This is a genomic window from Streptomyces sp. NBC_00234, from assembly GCF_036195325.1.
GTDB lineage: Bacteria > Actinomycetota > Actinomycetes > Streptomycetales > Streptomycetaceae > Streptomyces.
Genome location: NZ_CP108101.1, coordinates 3,162,001 through 3,186,088, shown reverse-complemented (window position 1 = coordinate 3,186,088; position 24,088 = coordinate 3,162,001). Strand labels below are relative to the sequence as shown.

Here is a 24,088-nt window from a genome sequence, read left to right as displayed (position 1 = left end):
TCCGGAAGTTGTCCACAGGGGTGGACGGCTTTCGGGCGTCCCCGCAGAGTGTGGTTATGCAGGGATGGTGGAGGGAATTCACCGGACTGGTCCTGCCGGTGGCCTGTGGAGGTTGCGGCAGGCCCCGGACCGACCTGTGCGAGGAGTGCCGGGCCGCGCTGCTCGGTACGACGCCGCGTCGGGTGAGACCCACGCCGGAGCCCGCCGGACTGCCGGTGGTCCGTGCCGCCGCCCCCTACGAGAACGCGGTACGGGCGGTGCTCCTGGCCCATAAGGAGCGGGGTGCACTGGGGCATGCCGCAGCACTCGGAAGCGCCCTGGCGGGCGCCGTGCGGGCCGGGGCGGGGCATCCCGGCGGCGCCGGCCCACTGCTGCTCGTACCGATCCCGTCGGCGCGGCGTTCCACCGCCGCGCGAGGGCATGACCCGGCACGTCGTATCTCCCTGGCCGCCGCGGCGGAGCTGCGGCGTACGGGGGTGCCCGCCCGCGTACTCGGGGCGCTGCGGCAGCGGCGTGCCGTGGCGGATCAGTCGGGGCTCGGAGCCGGGGCGCGGCGCGCGAATCTGGCCGGAGCGCTCGAGGTGGCGGGCGGTGCCGGACGTCTTCTCGCGGGCGGCGGGGTGGTGCTGGTCGACGACCTCATGACGACGGGCGCCTCGCTTGCCGAGGCGGCGCGCGCCGTCCGCGCGGGCGCCCGGGCGCATGCCGGTGCACGCTGGAAGGACACAGGGCCACATGCCCTGCGAGCTGCGGTTGTCTCAGCCTCTCCGTCCGCTTTCGAAATAAACCGGAACTGACAGAGAACTTGCATCGTTGCTGGTAGTGAGTGGTCAAAGAGACCTGAACGGAGGTACGCGCGAGTAGCGGGTGCCGACACCCTGCCGAGCAGGCTATGTTCGGTTGTGAGGAATGGTGAATGCCAGACCTCGACGAATGCACCACCAGGTTTCGGGCAGGTGACCCATCGGTAGTCCAGAAACGCTGGAATCGGTGGGGTGGAGACCTTGCCGGAGGGGGAGGAGGGGGTGAAAGCCACCGAGTCCGAGGCTCCGGCGATCACCGGAGTCTGGTGCAAAAGGGAAATGCTCCGCCGCCGAAGCGGAGCGATCCGGGAACGGAGTTCTGCGTGGACATCGTCGTCAAGGGCCGCAAGACCGAGGTGCCCGAGCGGTTCCGCAAGCACGTGGCCGAGAAGTTGAAGCTGGACAAGATCCAGAATTTCGACGGCAAGGTGATCAGCCTGGACGTCGAGGTGTCCAAGGAGTCGAACCCCCGTCAGGCCGACCGTTCGGACCGGGTGGAGATCACGCTCCGCTCACGCGGTCCTGTCATCCGGGCGGAAGCAGCCGCGGGCGATCCGTACGCAGCGCTGGACCTGGCCACCGGCAAGCTGGAGGCGCGGCTGCGCAAGCAGCACGACAAGCGCTACAGCCGCCGCGGAACGGGCCGGCTGACTGCCGCCGAGGTCGGAGAAGTGGTGCCGGGCGCCGCCTCGTTCAACGGGAACGGCGAGCTGGTCGCCGACGAGACGTCGACGGGCGGTGTGCCCACCACCAAGATCGGTTCGCTCGAGGTACAGGGTGAAGGACCGCTGGTGATGCGCGAGAAGACGCACGTCGCGGCCCCCATGGCGCTCGACCAGGCGCTCTACGAGATGGAACTGGTCGGGCACGACTTCTACTTGTTCGTCGACTCGGAGAGCAAGGAACCCAGTGTCGTCTACCGGCGACATGCCTACGACTACGGTGTCATCCGCCTCGTGACGGACCCGCTCGCCGCCGATGAAGCAGGCGGCGCGGGCGGTGCGCTCGGCGGCTGACGCCACACCTTCGTGGTGCCCCTGGAGCGCTTGTGCGCCCCCAGGGGCACCCGCGTGCGACAACTGGATCACCGCTCCGGCGTCCAGGCATGAAAGCATGGCGGCCCAGGCCAATCGGTGCTCCACGAGCTGCCGTTGGCGGACAGCTTGTGGACTACAGGCCGTGGCCTTCAGGGGGAGGAACGATGGCGAACACCTTCGGGCCCGTGCGCGATGCGAATGACGCCGACCATGCCGCCGGTTCGGATACCGGCGCGGACGCGGACACCGACAGTGGCTCCCGCAAGGAGCCCATTCGGGTTCTCGTGGTCGATGACCACGCGCTCTTCCGCAGAGGTCTGGAGATCGTCCTCGCGCAGGAGGAGGACATCCAGGTCGTCGGCGAGGCGGGTGACGGGGCGGAGGCCGTGGACAAGGCGGCCGACCTGCTGCCCGACATCGTGCTGATGGACGTGCGGATGCCCAAGCGCGGCGGCATCGAGGCATGTACCTCGATCAAGGAAGTGGCCCCCAGCGCGAAGATCATCATGCTGACGATCAGCGACGAGGAGGCCGACCTCTACGACGCGATCAAGGCGGGTGCCACCGGATATCTCCTCAAGGAGATCTCCACCGACGAGGTGGCCACGGCGATTCGCGCGGTAGCCGACGGACAGTCCCAGATCAGCCCGTCGATGGCGTCCAAACTGCTGACCGAGTTCAAATCGATGATCCAGCGCACCGATGAGCGCAGGCTCGTCCCGGCGCCGCGTCTCACCGAACGCGAGCTCGAAGTCCTCAAACTCGTTGCTACGGGCATGAACAATCGCGATATCGCGAAGGAGCTGTTCATTTCCGAGAACACGGTGAAGAACCACGTCCGCAATATTCTGGAGAAGCTGCAGCTCCACTCCCGGATGGAAGCCGTGGTCTATGCCATGCGGGAGAAGATCCTCGAAATCAGATGACATCGGGCGAGTGACCCGCCGGGCCCGGGGAGCGCCATGAGAACCCCTCGGGCCGGAATGCCCTCAGGTCAGAGCGCGGGCGATTTCCGCCATGAGCGGCTCGCGCAGTTCCGGGGTGTCCACGCGGTCCAGCCGGACGTTCGTGCAGCCGACCCAGGACGCCGCTTCCACCAGGGCCTCGGCCATCGGTGTCACGGCCTTCCGGCTCAGGAGCGACACCTGCCGGGCGACCAGTGTGGTGCCTTCACGGGCGGGGTCGACCCGGCCCTGGAGCCTGCCCCCGGCCAGCAGAGGCATCGCGAAGTACCCGTGGACCCGCTTCTGCTTGGGGACGTACGCCTCCAGGCGGTGGGTGAAGCCGAAGATCCGCTCCGTGCGCGCCCGCTCCCAGATCAGCGAGTCGAAGGGTGAGAGCAGCGTCGTGCGGTGCCGTCCGCGCGGCTCCGACGCCAGGGCCTCCGGGTCCGCCCAGGCCGGCTTGGCCCATCCCTCGACCGACACCGGCACCAGTCCCGAGTCCGCCACCACCGCGTCGAACTGCTCGCCCTTGAGGCGGTGGTAGTCCGCGATGTCGGCCCGGGTACCGACCCCCAGCGACCGGCCCGCCAGAGCGACCAGCCTGCGGTGGCACTCCGCGTCGTCGAGATCGTCGTGGAGCACGGCGTCCGGGACGGCGCGCTCGGCGAGGTCGTAGACCCGCTTCCAGCCGCGCCGCTCCGTGCAGACCACCTCGCCGTACATCAACGCCCGTTCGACGGCCACCTTCGAGGCCGACCAGTCCCACCACTCGCCGCCGTTCTTCGCGCCGCCGAGTTCCGTGGCGGTCAGCGGGCCCTCGGTGCGCAGTTGCTTGATCACCGTCTCGTACGCCCCGTCGGGCAGGTCGTGGTGCCAGTGCGGGCGGGAGCGGTAGGCGCGGCGGCGGAAGGCGAAGTGCGGCCACTCCTCGACCGGCAGGATGCAGGCCGCATGCGACCAGTACTCGAAGGAGCGCCCTCCCGACCAGTACGCCTCCTCGACCGTGCGACGGTCGACGGCGCCGAGACGTGCGTACGGAACGAGCTCGTGCGACCTGGCCAGCACGGAGATGGTGTCCAGCTGGACGGCTCCGAGGTGGCGGAGCACCCCGGGCACCCCGGCCCGGCGGTCCGGGGCTCCCAGGAAGCCCTGTGCGCGCAGGGCGATCCGGCGGGCCTGGTCGGCGGAGAGTTCCACGGCGGGAAGCGGCACGGGCGTCATGTACCGAACCCTAGAACGGGGCACTGACACCCGGGCCCGGCCGTCGGAAACGGGGTCTGGGGGAAACCGTCCCGCACCGGTGCTCAGCGGCTCGTCGGCACGTACGGGTGGGTGCCGGGCAGCCCCAGGTCGGACGGGAGCAGCGAGCCCATCCAGACATCGCGGCGCACCCCCTTGTTGAGCAGCGCCGACCGCTGTTCGCCCTCCATGCGGAAGCCGGCCCGGCGGGCGACCGACCGCGACGGGGTGTTGCCGACCTCGGCCCGCCACTCCAGCCGGTCCGCGCCGAGCGAGGTGAACGACCAGTGGGCGGACGCGAGCACCGCCTCCGTCATGTAGCCGCGGCCCCGGTGCTCCTTGCCGGTCCAGAAGCCCACTTCGTACGTCCCGGGCAGGACGCGGTGGTTGATGCCGAGGGCGCCGACGAGCCCGCCGCCGTCCCGCAGCACCACCGCGAAGTTGTACATCGAGTCGTCCTGCCAGCCCCTGGGCGACAGCGCGGCCGTGAAGATCTCCGCGTCCGCTCTCGCGTACGGGGAGGGGACCACCGTCCAGCGTTGGATGTCATGGTCCTGGCAGGCCGCGTACACGCCCTCCGCGTCGTCCGGTGCGAAGGGGCGCAGGAAGAGGCGTTCGGTGGTGAGAGTGATCGGCTCCATGGAGAGATTGTGGTGAGGCGAGGCCCTCGGCGCGAGCACTTTTGACGCATCCCGGCACCTTCGGGCCCTTCCGTCCGTTGTCCTGGAAGGGTGCGGCGAGGTCCACGCGGCAGCAGCCCTCCCGACGCGGTGGGGTCCTCGCTTACGATGGCCGTTGCGGTGGGGCCCACCTGCCGTGCCCGCGCCAGAGTCCATTACACGACCCAGTGCCAGGCCCGACCGGCAAGGAGACCAGCCTCAGTGTCCGTCTTCAACAAGCTCATGCGTGCAGGCGAAGGCAAGATCCTGCGCAAACTGCACCGCATCGCGGACCAGGTCAGCTCCATCGAAGAGGACTTCGTCAACCTCTCCGACGCCGAGCTGCGGGCGCTCACCGACGAGTACAAGGAACGGTACGCGGACGGCGAGAGCCTGGACGACCTGCTTCCCGAAGCGTTCGCGACCGTCCGCGAGGCGGCCAAGCGCGTCCTCGGACAGCGCCACTACGACGTTCAGATGATGGGCGGCGCCGCCCTGCACCTGGGGTACGTCGCCGAGATGAAGACCGGTGAGGGCAAGACCCTCGTCGGTACCCTGCCCGCGTATCTCAACGCGCTCTCCGGCAAGGGTGTTCATCTGATCACGGTCAATGACTACCTGGCCGAGCGTGACTCCGAGATGATGGGCCGGGTCCACAAGTTCCTGGGCCTGTCCGTCGGCTGCATCGTCGCCAACATGACTCCGGCCCAGCGCCGCGAGCAGTACGCCTGCGACATCACGTACGGCACGAACAACGAGTTCGGTTTCGACTACCTCCGCGACAACATGGCGTGGTCGCAGGAGGAGCTCGTCCAGCGCGGCCACAACTTCGCCGTGGTCGACGAGGTCGACTCGATCCTCGTCGACGAGGCCCGTACGCCGCTGATCATCTCCGGCCCGGCCGACCAGGCCACCAAGTGGTACGGCGACTTCGCCAAGCTGGTGACCCGGCTCACCAAGGGTGAGGCCGGCAACCCGCTGAAGGGCATCGAGGAGACCGGCGACTACGAGGTCGACGAGAAGAAGCGCACCGTGGCGATCCACGAGCCCGGTGTCGCGAAGGTCGAGGACTGGCTCGGTATCGACAACCTCTACGAGTCGGTGAACACCCCGCTCGTCGGGTACCTCAACAACGCGATCAAGGCCAAGGAACTCTTCAAGAAGGACAAGGACTACGTCGTCATCGACGGCGAAGTCATGATCGTCGACGAGCACACCGGCCGTATCCTCGCCGGCCGCCGCTACAACGAGGGCATGCACCAGGCGATCGAGGCGAAGGAAGGGGTGGACATCAAGGACGAGAATCAGACGCTCGCCACGATCACCCTCCAGAACTTCTTCCGCCTCTACGGCAAGCTCTCCGGCATGACCGGTACGGCGATGACCGAGGCCGCCGAGTTCCACCAGATCTACAAGCTGGGCGTCGTGCCGATCCCGACGAACCGCCCGATGGTCCGGGCGGACCAGTCGGACCTGATCTACCGCACCGAGGTCGCGAAGTTCGCCGCCGTCGTCGACGACATCGCCGAGAAGCACGAGAAGGGCCAGCCGATCCTGGTCGGCACCACCTCGGTCGAGAAGTCCGAGTACCTCTCGCAGCAGCTCTCCAAGCGCGGAGTCCAGCACGAGGTCCTCAACGCCAAGCAGCACGACCGTGAGGCGACGATCGTCGCCCAGGCCGGCCGCAAGGGCGCGGTCACGGTCGCCACGAACATGGCCGGCCGAGGCACGGACATCAAGCTCGGCGGCAACCCGGACGACCTCGCCGAGGCGGAGCTGCGTCAGCGCGGGCTCGACCCGGTCGAGCACGTCGAGGAGTGGGCGGCTGCGCTGCCCGCGGCGCTGGAGAAGGCCGAACTCGCGGTGAAGGCGGAGTTCGAAGAGGTCAAGGAGCTCGGCGGGCTGTACGTGCTCGGTACGGAGCGGCACGAGTCGCGCCGTATCGACAACCAGCTGCGCGGTCGTTCCGGCCGTCAGGGCGACCCGGGCGAGTCCCGCTTCTACCTGTCGCTGGGCGATGACCTGATGCGCCTGTTCAAGGCCCAGATGGTCGAGCGCGTGATGTCGATGGCCAACGTGCCGGACGACGTTCCGATCGAGAACAAGATGGTGACGCGTGCGATCGCCTCGGCGCAGTCGCAGGTCGAGCAGCAGAACTTCGAGACGCGTAAGAACGTCCTGAAGTACGACGAGGTGCTCAACCGGCAGCGCGAGGTCATCTACGGCGAGCGCCGTCGCGTCCTGGAGGGCGAGGACCTCCAGGACCAGATCCGCCACTTCATGGACGACACGATCGACGACTACATCCGGCAGGAGACCGCCGAGGGCTTCGCCGAGGAGTGGGACCTGGACCGGCTGTGGGGCGCCTTCAAGCAGCTCTACCCGGTGAAGGTCACGGTCGCCGAGCTGGAGGAGGCCGCCGGGGATCTGGCCGGCGTCACCGCCGAGTTCATCGCCGAGTCGGTCAAGGACGACATCCACGAGCAGTACGAGGAGCGCGAGAAGACGCTCGGCTCGGACATCATGCGTGAGCTCGAGCGTCGTGTGGTCCTGTCCGTCCTGGACCGCAAGTGGCGTGAGCACCTCTACGAGATGGACTATCTCCAGGAGGGCATCGGCCTCCGGGCCATGGCGCAGAAGGACCCGCTGGTCGAGTACCAGCGCGAGGGCTTCGACATGTTCAACGCCATGATGGAGGGCATCAAGGAGGAGTCCGTCGGCTACCTGTTCAACCTGGAGGTCCAGGTCGAGCAGCAGGTCGAGGAGGTCCCGGTGCAGGACGCGGCCGAGCTGTCGCTGTCCAAGGAGGGTGCGCCCGCCGTGGCGGCCCCCCGTCCGGAGATCCGGGCCAAGGGCCTGGACGCACCGCAGCGGCCCGACCGGCTGCACTTCTCCGCCCCCACCGTGGACGGGGAGGGCGGCGTCGTCGAGGGCGACTTCGCCAATGGCGACGGTGCCCGCTCCGAGGCGGACGGCATGACGCGCGCCGAGCGTCGCAAGGCGCAGAAGGGCGGCAGCACCGGTGGTGGCGGCCGTCGTCGCAAGAAGTAGCGCGTGGCGTTGAGGGCGGGGCGGTGCTGAGGCGCCGTCCGCGCCCGTAGGACGGCTGGGGCCGGACACCTTCGAGGTGTCCGGCCCCAGCCGCTTCCGCCGGGCTCCGGCGGGCGTCGTGGGGCTGCCGCACACGCGGGCTGCGCCTCAGTCGCCGCAGGGGGCGGTCCGTGCGCCGGGGACGCGTTCGCCGCCCAACTCCACCGCCGCGCAGCGCCAGCGGAGGTCGGTGCCCCGTTCCAGGCGGAAGGCCATGGCGCGGACCCGGTCGCCCTCGGCGATGCTCGCGAACGCCTCGACGACTCCGGTGGCCGGCTGGGCGCCGTGGCAGTGGCGCAGGACCGGCCGGACGCCCTCCGCGCCGAAGGGGCTGCTGGGCGCGAGTTCGGCGAGCTGGTCGTACGCCTCGCCGATCGTGTGCCCGAGCATCCAGTGGACCGGGCGCCGTCCGCTGAGCACCGCGAGCAGGCGTTCGGCGAACCACTGGTGCGGGCGTGGGTGCCGCGCGGTCCGTTGCCGGATCTGTTGCGGGGGTACGGTGCCGGGCCTCCGCTGGTCGCGTCGTCCGGCGGGCCTGGTCTTGTCCGTGCTCATGCTCATCGCCCCCGTGCTGTTCCGAGCCCGGTGAACTACCGGGCGGTAACTTCTGTTGCGGATCTTCTACGGGGGAGGCGGGCGGTGCCGCAAGCCGGGAAACGGGCCGTCCGCGGGCCCGTGGAGATCACCTATCCGGGTGGCGGCGCCTGTGCCGCAAGGGCGCGGCGAGGGTGAGGGGCTGTCGCGGGGTGGACGAACGGGCGCCGCTCAAGGACCCCAACGGGGGACCTCCCACGTATCCTGAGGACGTTTCCGACTACGAAAGCGGCCAGCCATGCGCGTGTACGTCCCCCTGACCCTCTCCGGTCTCGCAGCGGCGCACAGGGCGGGCGAAGTCGGTCCCGGTCCGCTGACCGCCTACGCGGTGACTCCGGCGCTGCGCGAGTGGTACGTCTCCGACGACATCGAGGAGCTGGAGTACGCGGCGCTCAACAGGGCCGCCTCCGCCTCGCTGCGGATGATCGCCGGGAACCCCGACGAACCCCGCCGCAGGGTCGTCGTCGCCGTCGACGTACCGGACGGGGCGGCGGTCGCCGACCCCGACCACAGCCTGGACGGGGCGTCGCTCGGCGAGGTGCGGATCGGGGCCGCCGTGGCGCTGTCCAAGGCCGCCGCCGTGCACGTGGACGCCGACGACGCCGAGAAGGACGTGGCGGCTGCGGCGGCCGTGCTGGGGGCCGCGGACCTCGGTGACGACGACGCCCAGTTCACCGTGGACGGCGCCGAGGACCATGAGCTGCTGTGGTTCGGGGTCCAGGAGATCCCGAACCTCATCGGCTGACTGTCCGACCCGGCAGGTACGTTCTTCGCATGGGGACGTCAGGGAATCACCACGCACATCTGGTCTGGGACTGGAACGGCACGCTGCTCGACGACATCGAGGCCGTCATCGGGGCGACGAACGCCGCGTTCGCCGAGGTCGACCTCGCGCCGATCACGCTGGAGCAGTACCGCGAGATGTACTGCGTCCCGATTCCCCGCTTCTACGAGCGGCTGCTCGGGCGGCTGCCCACCGAGGCCGAGTGGGAGCGGATGGACGGCATCTTCCACCGCCACTACACCGAGCAGCGGGTCGCCTGCGGGCTCACCGAGGGCGTCGAGGAGCTGCTCGCGCAGTGGGGGCTGGCGGGGCGCAGCCAGTCGCTCCTGAGCATGTACGGCCATGAACAGCTGGTGCCCGTGGTCCGGGGGTACGGCATCGAGCGCCACTTCGTGCGCGTCGACGGCCGTACCGGCCCGTCCGGGGGCAGCAAGGCGCTGCACATGGAGCGCCACTTCGCGGCGCTCGGCGGGATATCCCCGGAGCGGTCGGTGGTCATCGGCGACGCGGTGGACGACGCGGTGGCCGCGGCGCACGTCGGCGCCAGGGCGGTGCTGTACACCGGGGGGTCGCACAGCAGGGCCAGCCTGGAGGCGGCCGGGGTGCCCGTGGTGGACACCCTGGCCGAGGCGGTCTCCCTGGCCGAGGACATGACGGGCTGAGCGGGGGCGCCAGGCCCCGGCCCGTCAGGGCAGCGGGGCCGTCGTCCGGAGCACCTTCAGGAACTCGCGCATCCAGGCCGAGTGGTCAGGCCAGGCGCGGGACGAGACGAGCGTTCCGTCCACGACCGCCTCCACGTCGTGGAACACGGCGCCGGCCGTGCGCATGTCCGGTTCGAGTGCGGGATAGGAAGTGACCCGGCGGCCCGACAGGGCGCCGGTGGCCGCGGTGATCAGCGGGCCGTGGCAGATCTGGGCGACCGGCCGGTCGGAGTCGAAGAACGCCTGGACGATCTTGCGGAGCTCGGCGTTGTTGCGCAGGTACTCGGGGGCCCGGCCGCCCGGGATCACCAGGGCCACGTAGGAGCCCGGGTCGACGTCCGCGAAGGCGAGGTCGGCGGGCCAGGTGTAGCCGGGCTTCTCCGTGTACGTGTCGAAGCCGGGTTCGAAATCGTGGACCACGAAGCGCAGCGTCTTGCGCTCGGGGGCCGCGATGTCGACCTCGTACCCCTCCTCGCGCAGCCGCTGGTACGGGTAGAGGACTTCCAGGGACTCGGCGGCATCGCCGGTGATGATCAGGATCTTCGCTGACATGGCAGGGCTCCCCACACGTCGAAGGGTGTCGGAGGGACGGATCCGTGCGACCCGGACAGCCTGCCGGTCGTGACGCGGTTCGCCAAGACGGCGCGACGGACTGTCCAAAGTGTCAAAGTCAGGGCCCATCTTTTGTACACATACAGCTCATGACGGCTACGGGGGCAGGGGAGATAGCCTTGTCCCGTGATCAGCGCGATACGCCTCGGGGGCAGCGAAGCCCCCGGCCTGCGCCCGGAGTGCCACAGCACCCGGGCGATCCGCGCTCTCCGAACCCCGGACCGCCTGCCAAAAATGGCCAATATGGTCTCGGGTATCTCTCATTGCGGCATAGCGTCGACTCAGACCGGATACTCCGTGTCGTGGCGGTACGTCGTCTTTTTCACCTACGTCACGCAACGGCGCGCGACAGGAGCCAGAGGACATGCAGACCAAGCTGGACGAAGCCAAGGCCGAGCAGCTCGCACGGGCCGCCGAGGTAGCTGACAACAGCCCGGGCGGTGGTGTCGGTGGCCCGGGACATACCCCCCGGGTGCACGTCGCCGGAAGGGATGCCGGGGCAGGGCGGGAGGACCGTCCGAGCGAGGGCACCCTGCTCGCCTATCTCCAGCGCTACTACCTGCACACCGCTCCGGAGGACCTCAGCGGCCGGGATCCGGTCGATGTCTTCGGTGCGGCTTCCTCCCACTACCGGCTTGCCGAGAACCGGCCCCAGGGCACGGCGAACGTCCGGGTGCACACCCCGACCGTCGAGGAGAACGGCTGGACGTCCAGCCACTCCGTGGTCGAGGTCGTCACGGACGACATGCCGTTCCTGGTCGACTCCGTCACCAATGAGCTGTCCCGGCAGGGCCGTGGCATCCATGTCGTGATCCACCCGCAGATCATCGTCCGCCGCGATGTGACCGGAAAGCTCATCGAGGTCCTCACCGACGTCAACGGCGCCGGCCCGAGCCCGAAGGGCCGTAAGAACGCCAAGGGCGCCAAGGAGGACAAGGCCGAGCTGCCGCACGACGCGCTCGTCGAGTCCTGGATCCACGTCGAGATCGACCGTGAGACCGACCGCGACGACCTGAAGCAGATCACCGCCGACCTGCTGCGTGTCCTGTCCGACGTACGGGAGACCGTCGAGGACTGGGAGAAGATGCGCGACGCCGCTCTGCGCATCGCCGACGACCTGCCCGGTGAGCCGCTGGACGACCTCGCCGACGAGGAGGTCGACGAGGCCCGCGAGCTGCTGCGCTGGCTCGCCGCCGACCACTTCACCTTCCTCGGGTACCGCGAGTACGAGCTCAAGGACAGCGACGCGCTCACCGCCGTCCCCGGCACCGGCCTCGGCATCCTGCGCTCCGACCCGCAGCACACCGGCGACGAGGCGCACCCCGTCTCGCCGTCCTTCGACCGGCTGCCCGCCGACGCCCGCGCCAAGGCCCGCGAGCACAAGCTGCTCATCCTGACGAAGGCCAACAGCCGGGCGACCGTGCACCGCCCCAGCTACCTCGACTACGTCGGTGTGAAGAAGTTCGACACCGACGGCAACGTCATCGGTGAGCGCCGCTTCCTCGGCCTGTTCTCCTCCGCCGCCTACACCGAGTCCGTGCGCCGGGTGCCCGTCGTCCGCCGCAAGGTCGCCGAAGTGCTCGACGGCGCGGGCTTCTCGTACAACAGCCACGACGGCCGCGACCTGCTCCAGATCCTGGAGACCTACCCGCGCGACGAGCTGTTCCAGACGCCGCCGGACCAGCTGCGCTCCATCGTCACCTCCGTGCTCTACCTCCAGGAGCGCCGCCGGCTGCGGCTGTACCTGCGCCAGGACGAGTACGGGCGCTACTACTCCGCGATCGTCTACCTGCCGCGCGACCGCTACACCACCGGTGTGCGCCTGCGGCTCATCGACATCCTCAAGGAGGAGCTGGGCGGCACCAGCGTCGACTTCACCGCCTGGAACACCGAGTCGATCCTCTCCCGGCTGCACTTCGTCATCCGGGTCCCGCCGGGCACGGAGCTCCCGCACCTCACCGACGCCGACACCGAGCGCATCGAGGCCCGGCTCGTCGAGGCCGCCCGCTCCTGGGCCGACGGCTTCCAGGAGGCGCTGAACGCCGAGTGCGGCGAGGAGCGGGCCGCCGAGCTGCTGCGCCGCTACGGGCACTCCTTCCCCGAGGGCTACAAGGCCGACCACTCCCCGCGCGCGGCCGTCGCCGACCTGGTCCACCTCGAAGCGCTCCAGCGCGGCGAGAAGGACTTCGCGCTCAGCCTGTACGAGCCCGTCGGCGCCGTCGCCCGCGAGCGCCGCTTCAAGATCTACCGGACCGGCGAGCAGGTCTCCCTCTCGGCCGTCCTCCCGGTGCTCCAGCGGCTCGGCGTCGAGGTCGTCGACGAGCGTCCGTACGAGCTGCGCTGCGCGGACCGTACGAGCGCCTGGATCTACGACTTCGGTCTGCGCATGCCGCAGACCGACGGCGGCGGGGACTACCTCGCCGACGACGCCCGCAGCCGGTTCCAGGAAGCCTTCTCGGCCACCTGGACGGGTGAGGCCGAGAACGACGGCTTCAACTCCCTCGTGCTGCGCGCCGGTCTCAACTGGCGCCAGGCCATGGTGCTGCGCGCCTACGCGAAGTACCTGCGCCAGGCGGGCTCGACCTTCAGCCAGGACTACATGGAGGACACCCTCCGTAACAACGTCCACACCACCCGGCTGCTGGTCTCGCTCTTCGAGGCCCGGATGTCGCCCGATCGGCAGCGGGCCGGCACGGAGCTGACCGACGGGCTCCTGGAGGAGCTCGACGGCGCGCTCGACCAGGTCGCCTCGCTCGACGAGGACCGCATCCTGCGGTCGTTCCTCACCGTCATCAAGGCCACGCTGCGCACCAACTTCTTCCAGAAGGCGGAGAACGGCAAGCCGCACGGCTACGTGTCGATGAAGTTCGACCCGCAGGCCATTCCGGACCTCCCCGCGCCCCGCCCGGCCTTCGAGATCTGGGTGTACTCGCCCCGCGTCGAGGGTGTCCACCTGCGCTTCGGCAAGGTCGCCCGCGGTGGTCTGCGCTGGTCGGACCGGCGGGAGGACTTCCGTACGGAGATCCTCGGCCTGGTCAAGGCGCAGATGGTGAAGAACACCGTCATCGTGCCGGTCGGCGCCAAGGGCGGCTTCGTCGCCAAGCAGCTCCCGGACCCGGCCGTCGACCGTGACGCCTGGCTGGCCGAGGGCATCGCCTCGTACAAGATGTTCATCTCGGCGCTGCTCGACATCACCGACAACATGGTGGCCGGCGAAGTCGTGCCGCCCGCCGACGTCGTCCGCCACGACGAGGACGACACCTACCTCGTCGTCGCCGCCGACAAGGGCACCGCGAGCTTCTCCGACATCGCCAACGACGTCGCCGTCGCCTACGGCTTCTGGCTCGGCGACGCCTTCGCCTCCGGAGGCTCCGCCGGCTACGACCACAAGGGCATGGGCATCACCGCCCGCGGCGCCTGGGAGTCCGTCAAGCGGCACTTCCGCGAGCTCGGCCACGACACCCAGACCGAGGACTTCACGGTCGTCGGCGTCGGCGACATGTCCGGTGACGTGTTCGGCAACGGCATGCTGCTCTCCGAGCACATCCGGCTGGTCGCGGCCTTCGACCACCGGCACATCTTCATCGACCCGAAGCCGGACGCCGCCACCTCGTTCGCCGAGCGGCGCCGTCTCTTCGACCTGCCGCGCAGCTCCTGGGCCGACTACAACAAGGAACTGCTCTCGGCGGGCGGCGGCATCCACCCCCGCACCGCCAAGTCGATCCCGATCAACGCGCACATCCGCGAGGCGCTCGGCATCGACGCGGGGGTCACCAAGATGACGCCCGCCGACCTGATGCAGAACATCCTCAAGGCGTCGGTCGACCTGGTGTGGAACGGCGGCATCGGTACGTACATCAAGTCCTCCCACGAGTCGAACGCGGACGTCGGCGACAAGGCCAACGACGCGATCCGCGTGAACGGCGAGGACCTGCGGGCCAAGGTCGTCGGTGAGGGCGGAAACCTCGGCGCGACCCAGCTCGGCCGGATCGAGTTCGCCCGCAACGGCGGCCGGATCAACACCGACGCGATCGACAACAGCGCCGGTGTGGACACCTCCGACCACGAGGTGAACATCAAGATCCTGCTCAACGGGCTGGTCCTCGACGGCGACATGACCGTCAAGCAGCGCAACAAGCTGCTCGCCGAGATGACCGACGAGGTCGGCCGGCTGGTGCTGCGCAACAACTACGCGCAGAACGTCGCGCTCGCCAACGCCTGCGCCCAGGCCCCGTCCCTGCTCCACGCCCACCAGCGCTTCATGCGCCGGCTGGGCCGCGACGGCCACCTGGACCGGGCGCTGGAGTTCCTGCCCAACGACCGGCAGCTGCGCGAACTGCTGAGCAGCGGCAGGGGGCTCAGCCAGCCCGAGCTCGCCGTGCTGCTCGCGTACACCAAGATCACGACCGCGGACGAGCTGATCTCGACCAGCCTGCCGGACGACCCGCATCTGCAGAAGCTGGTGCACGCGTACTTCCCGCAGCAGCTGCGGGAGCGGTTCCCCGAGGCCGTCGACGGGCACGCGCTGCGTCGCGAGATCATCACGACCGTCCTGGTCAACGACACGGTGAACACCGGTGGTTCGACCTTCCTGCACCGGCTGCGGGAGGAGACCGGAGCCTCGATCGAGGAGATCGTCCGGGCGCAGGCCGCGGCCCGCGAGATCTTCGGTCTGGCCCAGGTGTGGGACGCCGTCGAGGCGCTCGACAACCAGGTCGACGCGGACGTCCTCACCCGCATCCGGCTGCACTCGCGCCGCCTCGTCGAGCGCGGCTCGCGGTGGCTGCTCGGGAACCGGCCGCAGCCCGTCCAGATCGCCGAGACGATCGAGTTCTTCCGGGACGGGGTCGAGCAGGTCTGGGGCCAGCTGCCCAAGATGCTCATGGGCGCGGACCAGGAGTGGTACCAGTCGATCCTGGAGGAGCTCACCGCGGTGGGCGTCCCGGACGAGCTGGCGGCGCGGGTCGCCGGATTCTCCTCGGCCTTCCCGGCGCTGGACATCGTGGCGATCGCGGAACGCACCGGCAAGGACCCGCTGTCCGTCGCCGAGGTCTACTACGACCTCGCCGACCGGCTGCGGATCACCCAGCTGATGGACCGGATCATCGAGCTGCCGCGGGCCGACCGCTGGCAGTCCATGGCCCGTGCCTCCATCCGCGAGGACCTGTACGCGGCGCATGCCGCGCTCACCGCGGACGTGCTGTCCGTGGGCAACGGGTCGTCGACGCCGGAGGAGCGCTTCACGGCGTGGGAGGAGAAGAACGCGGCGATTCTGGCGCGGTCGCGCTCCACGCTGGACGAGATCCAGAGCTCGGACGCGTTCGACCTGGCGAACCTGTCGGTGGCCATGCGGACGATGCGGACGCTGCTCCGGACGCACGCGTAACAGCAGGGCGCCGGTGGGCGCCCTGCACCTCGACCGCCGGACGGGCTCGGGTCTGCCGTCCGGCGGTCGTGGCGTTCGCGGGTCATGGCCCCGGGGTGTGCGCGGGTGGGGTGAGGGGCCCGCGCACGGTCAGCGCTTCGGGCGCGGCTTGGTGAACTGCTCGTAGGCGGCCACCACCTCCTTGGCCGGGCCGTCCATGCGCAGCGTGCCCGACTCCAGCCAGAGGGCCCGGTCGCAGGTCTCCAGGATCGACTTGTTGCTGTGACTGACCAGGAAGACGGTGCCCGCCTCCTGGCGCAGCTCCTTGATCCGGTCCTTGCTGCGCCGCTGGAACCTGGCGTCCCCGGTGGACAGCGCCTCGTCGATCAGCAGCACGTCGTGGCTCTTCGCCGCCGCGATCGAGAACCGCAGCCGGGCCCCCATGCCGGAGGAGTACGTCCGCATCGGCAGCGTGATGAAGTCGCCCTTCTCGTTGATCCCGGAGAAGTCGACGATGCCTTGGTAGCGCTCGCGGATCTGCCGGCGCGTCATGCCCATCGCCAGTCCGCCCAGGACGACATTGCGCTCACCGGTCAGATCGCTCATCAGCGCGGCGTTCACCCCGAGCAGCGAGGGCTGTCCCCGGGTGTGGACCCGGCCGCGTGTCGGCGGCAGAAGCCCCGCGACGGCCTTGAGGAGCGTCGACTTCCCGGAGCCGTTGGAACCGATCAGGCCGATGGCCTCGCCCTTGTACGCGGCGAAGCTGACGCCCTTCACGGCGTGCACCTCCCGCGCTCCCGGACTCTTCCCGCGCGACACGAGCCGGCTCAGCGCCGAGGTGGCGCTGCCCCTGCCGGTACGGGCGCCGTGCACGGTGTACGTGATGTGGACGTCGTCCACGACGACGGTGGGAACACGCATATCAGGGGTCTCAGCCACGTCCGTACCGCTCCTCCGCCTTCCAGAAGTACACGAAGCCGCCGATCGCGCAGACGAGTGCCCAGCCCGTCGCGATGGCCCACACATGGTCGGGCAGCTGGTCCCGGGTGAAGCTGTCGATGAGCGCGAACCGCATCAGGTCGATGTAGACGGCGGCGGGATTGCAGTCCAGGGCCACCACGACGGCGTGCGGGACCCGCCCGCCCGACAGGTGGGTGTCCAGGCTCCACATCACGCCCGACGCGTACATCCACGTGCGCAGGACGAACGGCATGAGCTGGGCGATGTCCGGGGTCTGCGCGGCGAGCCGGGCCACGACCATCGAGACGCCGGTGTTGAACAGGGCCTGCAGCGCCAGGGCCGGGACCGCCAGCAGCCAGGACGGCTGGGGGAACTGGCCGAAGGCGAGCAGGATGAGAAGCAGGACCACGAGCGAGTACAGGAGCTGCTGGAGCTGCTGGAGGGCGAGCGCGATCGGCAGCGAGGCCCTGGGGAAGTGCAGGGCCCGTACGAGCCCGGTGTTGCCGCTGATGGCCCGGGTGCCGGCGGTGATCGTGCTGCTGGTGAAGGTCCAGATGAAGACGCCGGTGACCAGGAACGGCACGTAGTCGGCGACTCCGTTCTTGGTGTTCATCAGGACACCGAAGATGAAGTAGTAGACCGTCGCGTTGAGCAGCGGCGTCATGATCTGCCAGATCTGGCCGAGCTTCGCCTGGCTGTACTGCGCGCTGAGCTTGGCGCCGGCGAACGCCGTGATGAAGTGCCTGCGCCCCCACAGCTGCCCGATGTACGACCTGAGCGAGGGCCGGGCCCCGCTGACGGTCAGCCCGTGCCGGGCGGCGAGCGCGGCCAGCTCGCCCGGAGCGTGGACCGGGAGGGGGGTGGGGGCGGCTGATTCCACGGGCGCCGCAGGCGCTGCTGTCTGGCTCACCACGATCGCTTTCGATGGGGGGCTGTGACGGGCTGGCGACGGGACGGAACCGTATCGTCGCAACGCTGAGAGTAGGACGCTTCCACGTCGCAACGCAACCGTTTCGTCGTTACGGACTATCATTCCGCCCATGGCCACCGACCCAGGAACCCGACGCCGCACCCCGGCGGGCGCAGCCGTGCTGCGCGAGGACGTGACCGATGCGATCCGCGCCGCCGTCTTCGAGGAACTGGCCACGGTGGGATTCGCCCGGATGTCCATCGAGGGCATCGCCCGCCGCGCGGGCGTCGGCAAGACGGCCGTCTACCGCCGCTGGAAGTCCAAGCTCTCGCTCGTCCTGGACCTGGTCTCGGCCGTCGCGTCCCAGGGCATGCCCGCACCGGCCACCGGTTCGCTGTACGGGGACGTCCGCGCCGTACTCGAACTGGCCGCGTACGCCCTGCGCCACCCGGTCGCCTCGCAGGTCATCCCCGATCTCCTCGTCGAGGCGGCACGCAACCCGGAGATCTCCGACGCGATCAAGGCCGCCCTGCTCGACCAGCAGCAGGGCGTGGCCGCCGTCGTCGTACGCGAGGCCGTCGCCCGGGGCGAGCTGCCGGAGGGCAGCGACCCGGACCGGGCCCTGGACCTGATCGTCGGCCCGCTGTACTGGCGCCTGGCCGTGGTCCGGGGGGACCTGCCCAAGGGCTACCTCGACGACCTCGCGGCATCGGCGGTCGCCGCGCTGCGGCAGGGCTGAGAGGCCCGGGGCGTCACGCCCCGCCTGTCATGCCCCGCCCGTCACGCCCCCCCGTCACGCGCCGTCCGCCAGCAGCCGGTCCGCGACCCGGCCCGCCGCGCCCCCGTCGTCCAGGTCGCAGTAGTCCCTGCGGAAGCTCTCGTACGCGTCCGCGTGCCGGGCCGCCAGCCCGTCCGTGGTGCGCAGTGCCTGCGCCACCTCGTCCGTGGTGACGAGCAGCGGGCCCGGCGCCCGGGTCTCGAAGTCCAGGCAGAAGCCGCGCACGGTGTCGCGGTAGTGCTCCAGGTCGTAGGTGTGGAAGAGCATCGGGCGGCCGGTGTGCGCGTAGTCGAACACCAGGCCCGCGTAGTCCGTGACCAGCACATCGGCGATCAGCAGCAGTTCGGAGGTGTCCGGGTACGCCGACACGTCGAGCACGCCCGGCGCGGCGGGCACGCTGCCCGTCACCCGGGGATGCCGGCGCACCAGCACCGTGTGACCCGCGCCGAGCGACCGCGCCAGGGCCGCGGTGTCGAGCGCCGGATCCCAGCGGTACGGGCCCTGCCGGTGGCCGGAGGAGGCCGTCCGGTCGTGGGCGAGGTGGTCGCGGTACGTCGGCGCGTAGAGCACGACCCGGTGCTCCTCCGGGATGCCCGTGCGGCGCCTGACCCGCTCGGCCGTCTTCTCCCGGCCGGGTGAGAACAGCAGGTCGGCGGCGGGCGAACCCGCCTCCAGCACCTCGCCCCCGTACGCCAGCGCGCGGCGCAGATGCGGGGTGGCGAAGCGGCTAGGGGAGACCAGCACCGACCACTGGGCCGCGCGGTGCGGCAGGGAGGCGAGGGTGTGGTGGTCGGCGTACAGGGTGCCGTCCAGGTCCGTGCCGAAGCGGCCGAGCGGGCTGCCGTGCCACGTCTGCACGACCGTCTGGCCGGGGCGGCGCTCGAACCACTCGGGCAACTGGTCGTCCGTCACGATGCGCCGGGCCCGGGCCAGGGCCTCGTACCAGGCGGCGCTGTGCTCGACGACGGGGGCCGCCGTGTCCGGGACGTGCGCCGCCCGCCCCGCGCGCCCCGTCGTCACCCAGAGGTGCTCGACGTCGGTGCACCGCCGCACCAGTTCGGCGTGGACGGCGCGCGGGGAGTCACCGCCCACGTAGAGGACGGCGTCGCGGAGCGGGAGACCGCGCTGCTCCGGGTAGTGCCGGGTGCGCAGCCGGCGTCTGCGGAACGCGCCCTGCTCGGCGATCGCGAGGGCCGGGCCCGCGTGCAGGGTCAGCCGGTCGCCGTGACGCCGCTCCAGGGTCACCTCGCCGTCGGTGCCGGGCCGGTGGAGCGGGAGCCGGGGAGTGAGGGCCGCTGTGGCGCGTGCCGGGAATCCGTCCAGCAGCAGGTCCCAGCGGCCCTCCTGGAGCGAGGCGGCGAGGAGTTCGGGGGTCACGGACGTGGTGAAGCGCCCGTCCTGCCGCGTCACCGCGACGGCCGCCGTCTCCCGCAGGGCCTCGTGGCGCAGGACGAGCTCGGTGCCCGCCCCCGTCCCCTCGACGAGCAGCCCGCCGTCGGCCGTCCACCGGGCCCCGTCCACGACCGGCTGTCCGCTCACGTCAATCACCAGTTCGCCCGCCGGGCAGGCGGTGGCCGGCGGTGGCAGGTCGGGCGCGGCGGCGAGCGGCACCCGGCTGCCGTCGGCGAGCAGCAGCCGGGCCCGCCACCGCGCGCCGCCCTCCGGTTCCACCTCGCGGGGGGCCCGGTGCGGCGCGGGGGGTACGTCGGCGAGGGCCGCGAGCGGAATCCGTACGGTGAATCGCCCGTCGTCCCCGCGCTCCAGCGGACAGGTGCGTTCCTCCTCGGTGCCGTCCAGGGCGAGCAGGACCGCCTCCGGCCGGGCATCGCCGTACAGCCGCCCGGTCAGTTCCAGGGTCCCGGTCCCGCCGTCGTGCGCCTGCGCGAGTGCGGGGAGCTGCGCCACGGTCAGTTCGAGCCGGCCGTCCCGGTAGCCGAGCACGGCCCGGCGCCCGCCGCCCAGGTCGTGCACGAGCGGCTGGGCGGAGGCGGCGTCCACGGCCCGGACGGCGGCGCGCCGCACCACGCCGTGACCGGACACCACCATGCCCACGAGCCAGCTGCCGGGCCGGAGCCGGCGCGGGTCGATGACCATCTCGAAGCCGGCACGGTCGTAACTGTGCAGTTCCTGGGCCGAGTTCACCGTGGCCCGGGGAGCCTCGACGGACCGTACCGGAACGGCCCGCACCTGCCTGCCCCGCGCCGAGCGCAGCATGCCCCACTTCAGCGCGTGGCGGGCGGTGTCCGCCGGGAGGTTGCGGATGTACGCGTAGCCGCGCAGCCTCAGCCGCCCGTCCTCGCCCCACGAGGAGTCCAGCAGCCGTGCCACCGCCGGAAGATCGGACGGGCCGAGCCGTGAGCCCTCGCGGGAGACGCCCGGATGGACGGCCCGGCGCCGGCCGGGAAGACCCTCGACGGCGAAGGTGCCCGCCCCGTTGGCCCGCTCGAAGGCGAGTACGGCCAGCAGGTCGTCGAGCCTGCGCTCGCGCACCAGCCGCCACTTGACGCGCAGCTCCACCGGCAGCCCGTCGAGGGCCGAGCTGCCCGCACGGTCGAGGAAGGCGCCCGCGTCCGCCATGAACGCCGTGCGGTAGGCGGTGCTCCCGAGCGTCATCCCCTCCAGGAAGTAGAGGAAGTCGTCGCGCAGGCACGACACGTCGTAGCGCCGCTGCTGCGCCGCGTCCCGGCCGGCCAGGAACGCGCTGACCTGCTCACAGGCGGCGATCCTGTCCCGTACGCCCGTCACGTCCGTACGCCGCCGGGTGATCGATCCCTCCCGCACCCGCCAGTGGTAGACGTGCTCGTGCAGCACGTCGACCGAGCCGGCGAGGTAGTGCGCCGGGATCATCACCGGGGTGTCCTCGTAGAGCTTCCCCTCGGGGAAGGCGAAGGCGTGGCGGTCCCAGAAGGAGCGCCGGAACACCTTGTTCCAGGCGACTCGGTCGGCAAGCAGCCGGGCGTCGCGGGTGATGTGGGTCCGGGAACGGGTGGCCGTCAGCCACCGGTACTGCCACGCCTGCTGCCGTCCCCGCTCGGTCAGCCGCCAGACGTTGCCGGTCACCAGATCGGAACCCGAGGACTCCAGGGACGCCACCATCCGTGCGTACGCGTCGTGGACGACGACGTCGTCGCTGTCGGCGAACGCCAGGTACGGGACTCCGGGGGTGGTGTGGCGCACCCCCGTGTTGCGGGCCGCGCTCAGCCCCGCGTTGGGCTGGTGGACACACCGGAAGCGGCCGTCCCGCGCGGCGAACTCCTCCGCGATCCGGCGGCTGCCGTCCGTGGAACCGTCGTCGACGAGCACCACCTCGATCGCTTCGAGGGTCTGCCCGGCGAGCGACCGCAGGCACTCCCCGAGCCACTCCTCGACGTTGTGGACGGGGACGACGACGCTGAGGAGAGGCTTCATGGTCATGCTCAACCGGGTAGGGCGCTCCGAGTCACCGGCACTGACCCGAACGGGTGAACGGGAGGGCCGGATCGTGGGCCCGCAGGATTACGCTCGGCTGCCATGCTCCTCAGTGTTGTCATGGCCGTCCACCGTGGGCAGGGATATCTGCGCTCCGCCGCGGACTCCGTACTCGACCAGCCGGTACGGGAGTTGGAGCTGATCCTCGTTGGCGGAGCCTCGGACGCCTTCGCCGCCGTCGCGGCGGAGTACCGGGAGCGCGACGCCCGGGTGCGGGTGTGCACCGTCGAAGGGCGCCTCACGGCGGGCGGAGCCAGGAACGCCGGGGCCGAGGAGGCGCGCGGTGACTACCTCCTCTTCCTCGACGGCGACGACCAGCTGCTTCCCGGGGCCCTGGAGCGGGCCGCCGGCCCGCTGTCGGAGAGCCGCCCCGACGTGCTGCGCCTCGGGCACGACCGCGTCGACCGCTGGGGCGAGGTCGGGCCGGGCGCCCCCGACGCCGTCCCCGCCGCACGCAACCAGCTCTTCCGGCGCGCGTTCTGGACCACCCACGGGCTCCGCTTCACCGAAGGCCCCTACGAGGACGTCCTCCCCGTCCAGCGCGCGCACCTGCTGGCATCCGGCGCGGGCACCCTCACCACCCTCGACGCGCTCTGCGTCCGGCACCGGCTCCTCGGCCCGGGTGCACGGGAACGCCACGACCTTCCCGCGCTCCTCGGCGCGTACGAACAGCTCCTCGCGGGGACCGGCGGAGACCCGCGGGCCGGGGCCGCGCGCACCGCGCACCTCCGCGCCCTCCTCGACACCCCCGACGCCGTCCCCGCCCGCGACCGCGCCGCCCTCTTCCGCGCCGCCGGACTCCCGGGCCCCTACACCGCCCATCGCGCCAGGACCGCAGCCCGCGCCGCCCGCGTCCGCGCCCGCGCCGCCCTCCTGCGGCGCCGCAGGACGCTCCGCACCCGCGTCATGCGCGCCGCCTACCGCGCGGACCTGCTGCGGCCACTGGACCCCGGCCTCGCGGTGTACGGGGCCTACTGGAACCGCGGAATCGCCTGCAACCCCGCCGCCATCCACGCCAAGGCCCTCGAACTCGCCCCGCACGTCCGAGGCGTCTGGGTCGTCTCCTCGCGCCATCGTGACCGGGTGCCGCCCGGCGTCCCGTACGTCATCGAGGGCTCCCGCGCCTACTGGCGGGCCATGGCCACCGCCACGTACCTCGTCAACAACTCCAGCTTCCCCGGCGGCTTCACCAAGCGCCCCGGCCAGATCTACCTCCAGACGCACCACGGGACCCCGCTGAAGACCATGGGCCTCGACCAGCGCGCCTATCCCGCCCTCACCAACGGGATCAGCTTCGAGAAGATCGTCGCGCACACCGACCAATGGGACTACAGCCTCTCCGCCAACCCCCACAGCACCGAGATCTGGGACCGCGTCTACCCCTCCTCGTACGAGCATCTGAATCTGGGTTACCCGCGCAACGACGTCTTCTTCGGCGCGACCGCCGAGCGGGCCGCGGAGATCCGGGCCGGACTCGGCATCGCCCCCGGCCAGAAGGCGCTGCTGTACGCGCCGACCCACCGCGACTACCGCAAGGGCTTCGTGCCCCACCTCGACCCGGAACTCCTCGCCCGCGAACTGGGCCCCGGCCATGTGGTGCTGGTGCGCGCCCACTACTTCTACGGGCGTACGGCGGGCCTCGCCGGTGCGGGGGACGGCCGGGTCGTCGACGTCACGGGGTACCCCGGCGTCGAGGAACTCTGCCTGGCCGCCGACGCGTTGATCACGGACTACTCCTCACTGATGTTCGACTACGCCTGCCTGGACCGCCCGATCATCACCTACGCCCCCGACTGGGACGCCTACCGGGCCTCGCGCGGAACCTACTTCGACCTGCTCTCCGGCCGCCCCGGCGAGACGCCGGGCGCGATCGCCACCACCCAGGAGGAGTTGCTCGACCTGCTGCGGAGCGGCGCGTGGGACTCCGAGCGGACGGCGTTGCTCCGCAAGGCGTTCCGGGACCGGTTCTGTCCGTACGACGACGGGCGCGCCGCGGAGCGTGTGGTGCGGCGGCTGTTCCTCGGCGACGGGGCGGGCTGAGGCGCGCGACCACCCGAATGGCGGAGCCTCGCCGCCCGGTGCGACCCCTCCGCATCCCGCCGTCGTTGTGCTCAACAGCTCATGCACCCGGCAATGTTGGGAGA

Annotated in this window: 16 protein-coding genes; 9 read left to right on the top strand and 7 right to left on the bottom strand. The window is 70.8% G+C overall.

Annotation, left to right across the window (positions count from 1 at the left end; genetic code table 11):
* Nucleotides 1-56: 56 nt before the first annotated feature.
* The 3 genes from OG230_RS13780 (at nucleotide 57) to OG230_RS13770 (ending at nucleotide 2,766) form a co-directional block, all read left to right on the top strand.
* Nucleotides 57-797, top strand: coding sequence for a ComF family protein (locus OG230_RS13780; RefSeq protein WP_328910491.1), 741 nt, complete (start codon nucleotides 57-59; stop codon nucleotides 795-797).
* A 329-nt stretch (nucleotides 798-1,126) separates the two neighbouring features.
* Complete coding sequence (gene hpf / locus OG230_RS13775) at nucleotides 1,127-1,819, top strand: ribosome hibernation-promoting factor, HPF/YfiA family (protein WP_328910490.1); 693 nt, start codon at nucleotides 1,127-1,129, stop codon at nucleotides 1,817-1,819.
* A gap of 185 nt (nucleotides 1,820-2,004) precedes the next feature.
* Nucleotides 2,005-2,766 (top strand): response regulator transcription factor, encoded by a 762-nt coding sequence (locus tag OG230_RS13770; protein WP_328910489.1) that lies wholly within the window; start codon nucleotides 2,005-2,007, stop codon nucleotides 2,764-2,766.
* Nucleotides 2,767-2,829: 63 nt separating this feature from the next.
* Here OG230_RS13770 and OG230_RS13765 read toward each other — a convergent pair whose 3' ends face one another.
* Together OG230_RS13765 and OG230_RS13760 are read right to left on the bottom strand one after the other, a co-directional pair.
* Nucleotides 2,830-4,005, bottom strand: coding sequence for a winged helix-turn-helix domain-containing protein (locus tag OG230_RS13765; RefSeq protein WP_328910488.1), 1,176 nt, complete (start codon nucleotides 4,003-4,005; stop codon nucleotides 2,830-2,832).
* Nucleotides 4,006-4,088: 83 nt separating this feature from the next.
* Nucleotides 4,089-4,664, bottom strand: coding sequence for a GNAT family N-acetyltransferase (locus tag OG230_RS13760; protein ID WP_328910487.1), 576 nt, complete (start codon nucleotides 4,662-4,664; stop codon nucleotides 4,089-4,091).
* Nucleotides 4,665-4,904: 240 nt separating this feature from the next.
* Between OG230_RS13760 and secA the strand changes: the two genes are divergently transcribed.
* The gene (gene secA, locus OG230_RS13755; protein WP_328910486.1) at nucleotides 4,905-7,733 is read left to right on the top strand and encodes a preprotein translocase subunit SecA; all 2,829 of its coding nucleotides are present in this window, start codon (nucleotides 4,905-4,907) and stop codon (nucleotides 7,731-7,733) included.
* Between the two features lie 147 nt (nucleotides 7,734-7,880).
* On the opposite strand, the gene OG230_RS13750 is transcribed toward secA, so the two are convergent.
* Entirely contained in the window at nucleotides 7,881-8,327 is a 447-nt protein-coding gene (locus OG230_RS13750; RefSeq protein ID WP_328910485.1) for an Rv3235 family protein, read from the bottom strand.
* A gap of 277 nt (nucleotides 8,328-8,604) precedes the next feature.
* Here OG230_RS13750 and OG230_RS13745 point away from each other — a divergent pair, with 277 nt between their 5' ends.
* Nucleotides 8,605-9,111 (top strand): DUF6912 family protein, encoded by a 507-nt coding sequence (locus OG230_RS13745; RefSeq protein WP_328910484.1) that lies wholly within the window; start codon nucleotides 8,605-8,607, stop codon nucleotides 9,109-9,111.
* 29 nt (nucleotides 9,112-9,140) lie between these two features.
* Nucleotides 9,141-9,812, top strand: coding sequence for an HAD family hydrolase (locus tag OG230_RS13740; RefSeq protein ID WP_328910483.1), 672 nt, complete (start codon nucleotides 9,141-9,143; stop codon nucleotides 9,810-9,812).
* Nucleotides 9,813-9,836: 24 nt separating this feature from the next.
* On the opposite strand, the gene OG230_RS13735 is transcribed toward OG230_RS13740, so the two are convergent.
* Nucleotides 9,837-10,403 carry a DJ-1/PfpI family protein gene (locus OG230_RS13735; protein WP_328910482.1) on the bottom strand — a complete coding sequence of 189 codons (567 nt, stop codon included), beginning with the start codon at nucleotides 10,401-10,403 and terminating at the stop codon, nucleotides 9,837-9,839.
* 424 nt (nucleotides 10,404-10,827) lie between these two features.
* On the opposite strand from OG230_RS13735, the gene OG230_RS13730 reads away from it, so the two are divergent.
* Complete coding sequence (locus OG230_RS13730; protein ID WP_328910481.1) at nucleotides 10,828-15,849, top strand: NAD-glutamate dehydrogenase; 5,022 nt, start codon at nucleotides 10,828-10,830, stop codon at nucleotides 15,847-15,849.
* A gap of 129 nt (nucleotides 15,850-15,978) precedes the next feature.
* Here OG230_RS13730 and OG230_RS13725 read toward each other — a convergent pair whose 3' ends face one another.
* Nucleotides 15,979-16,749: an ABC transporter ATP-binding protein gene (locus OG230_RS13725; RefSeq protein WP_328911392.1), complete on the bottom strand. Its 771-nt coding sequence runs from the start codon at nucleotides 16,747-16,749 to the stop codon at nucleotides 15,979-15,981.
* A gap of 10 nt (nucleotides 16,750-16,759) precedes the next feature.
* Nucleotides 16,760-17,701, bottom strand: coding sequence for an ABC transporter permease (locus OG230_RS13720; RefSeq protein WP_328910480.1), 942 nt, complete (start codon nucleotides 17,699-17,701; stop codon nucleotides 16,760-16,762).
* Between the two features lie 127 nt (nucleotides 17,702-17,828).
* On the opposite strand from OG230_RS13720, the gene OG230_RS13715 reads away from it, so the two are divergent.
* Nucleotides 17,829-18,437, top strand: coding sequence for a TetR/AcrR family transcriptional regulator (locus OG230_RS13715; RefSeq protein ID WP_328910479.1), 609 nt, complete (start codon nucleotides 17,829-17,831; stop codon nucleotides 18,435-18,437).
* A 54-nt stretch (nucleotides 18,438-18,491) separates the two neighbouring features.
* Here OG230_RS13715 and OG230_RS13710 read toward each other — a convergent pair whose 3' ends face one another.
* Nucleotides 18,492-21,884 (bottom strand): bifunctional glycosyltransferase/CDP-glycerol:glycerophosphate glycerophosphotransferase, encoded by a 3,393-nt coding sequence (locus tag OG230_RS13710; RefSeq protein WP_328911391.1) that lies wholly within the window; start codon nucleotides 21,882-21,884, stop codon nucleotides 18,492-18,494.
* 102 nt (nucleotides 21,885-21,986) lie between these two features.
* On the opposite strand from OG230_RS13710, the gene OG230_RS13705 reads away from it, so the two are divergent.
* Complete coding sequence (locus tag OG230_RS13705) at nucleotides 21,987-23,984, top strand: bifunctional glycosyltransferase/CDP-glycerol:glycerophosphate glycerophosphotransferase (RefSeq protein ID WP_328910478.1); 1,998 nt, start codon at nucleotides 21,987-21,989, stop codon at nucleotides 23,982-23,984.
* Nucleotides 23,985-24,088 lie beyond the last annotated feature (104 nt).

Excerpts from the sequence above, each read along its gene's own strand:
- OG230_RS13780 (WP_328910491.1), top strand. The coding sequence starts at position 57 with ATGCAGGGATGGTGGAGGGAATTCACCGGACTGGTCCTGCCGGTGGCC.
- OG230_RS13770 (WP_328910489.1), top strand. The coding sequence starts at position 2,005 with ATGGCGAACACCTTCGGGCCCGTGCGCGATGCGAATGACGCCGACCAT.
- OG230_RS13765 (WP_328910488.1), bottom strand. The coding sequence starts at position 4,005 with ATGACGCCCGTGCCGCTTCCCGCCGTGGAACTCTCCGCCGACCAGGCC.
- OG230_RS13760 (WP_328910487.1), bottom strand. The coding sequence starts at position 4,664 with ATGGAGCCGATCACTCTCACCACCGAACGCCTCTTCCTGCGCCCCTTC.
- OG230_RS13750 (WP_328910485.1), bottom strand. The coding sequence starts at position 8,327 with ATGAGCACGGACAAGACCAGGCCCGCCGGACGACGCGACCAGCGGAGG.
- OG230_RS13745 (WP_328910484.1), top strand. The coding sequence starts at position 8,605 with ATGCGCGTGTACGTCCCCCTGACCCTCTCCGGTCTCGCAGCGGCGCAC.
- OG230_RS13740 (WP_328910483.1), top strand. The coding sequence starts at position 9,141 with ATGGGGACGTCAGGGAATCACCACGCACATCTGGTCTGGGACTGGAAC.
- OG230_RS13735 (WP_328910482.1), bottom strand. The coding sequence starts at position 10,403 with ATGTCAGCGAAGATCCTGATCATCACCGGCGATGCCGCCGAGTCCCTG.
- OG230_RS13730 (WP_328910481.1), top strand. The coding sequence starts at position 10,828 with ATGCAGACCAAGCTGGACGAAGCCAAGGCCGAGCAGCTCGCACGGGCC.
- OG230_RS13725 (WP_328911392.1), bottom strand. The coding sequence starts at position 16,749 with ATGCGTGTTCCCACCGTCGTCGTGGACGACGTCCACATCACGTACACC.
- OG230_RS13715 (WP_328910479.1), top strand. The coding sequence starts at position 17,829 with ATGGCCACCGACCCAGGAACCCGACGCCGCACCCCGGCGGGCGCAGCC.
- OG230_RS13710 (WP_328911391.1), bottom strand. The coding sequence starts at position 21,884 with ATGAAGCCTCTCCTCAGCGTCGTCGTCCCCGTCCACAACGTCGAGGAG.
- OG230_RS13705 (WP_328910478.1), top strand. The coding sequence starts at position 21,987 with ATGCTCCTCAGTGTTGTCATGGCCGTCCACCGTGGGCAGGGATATCTG.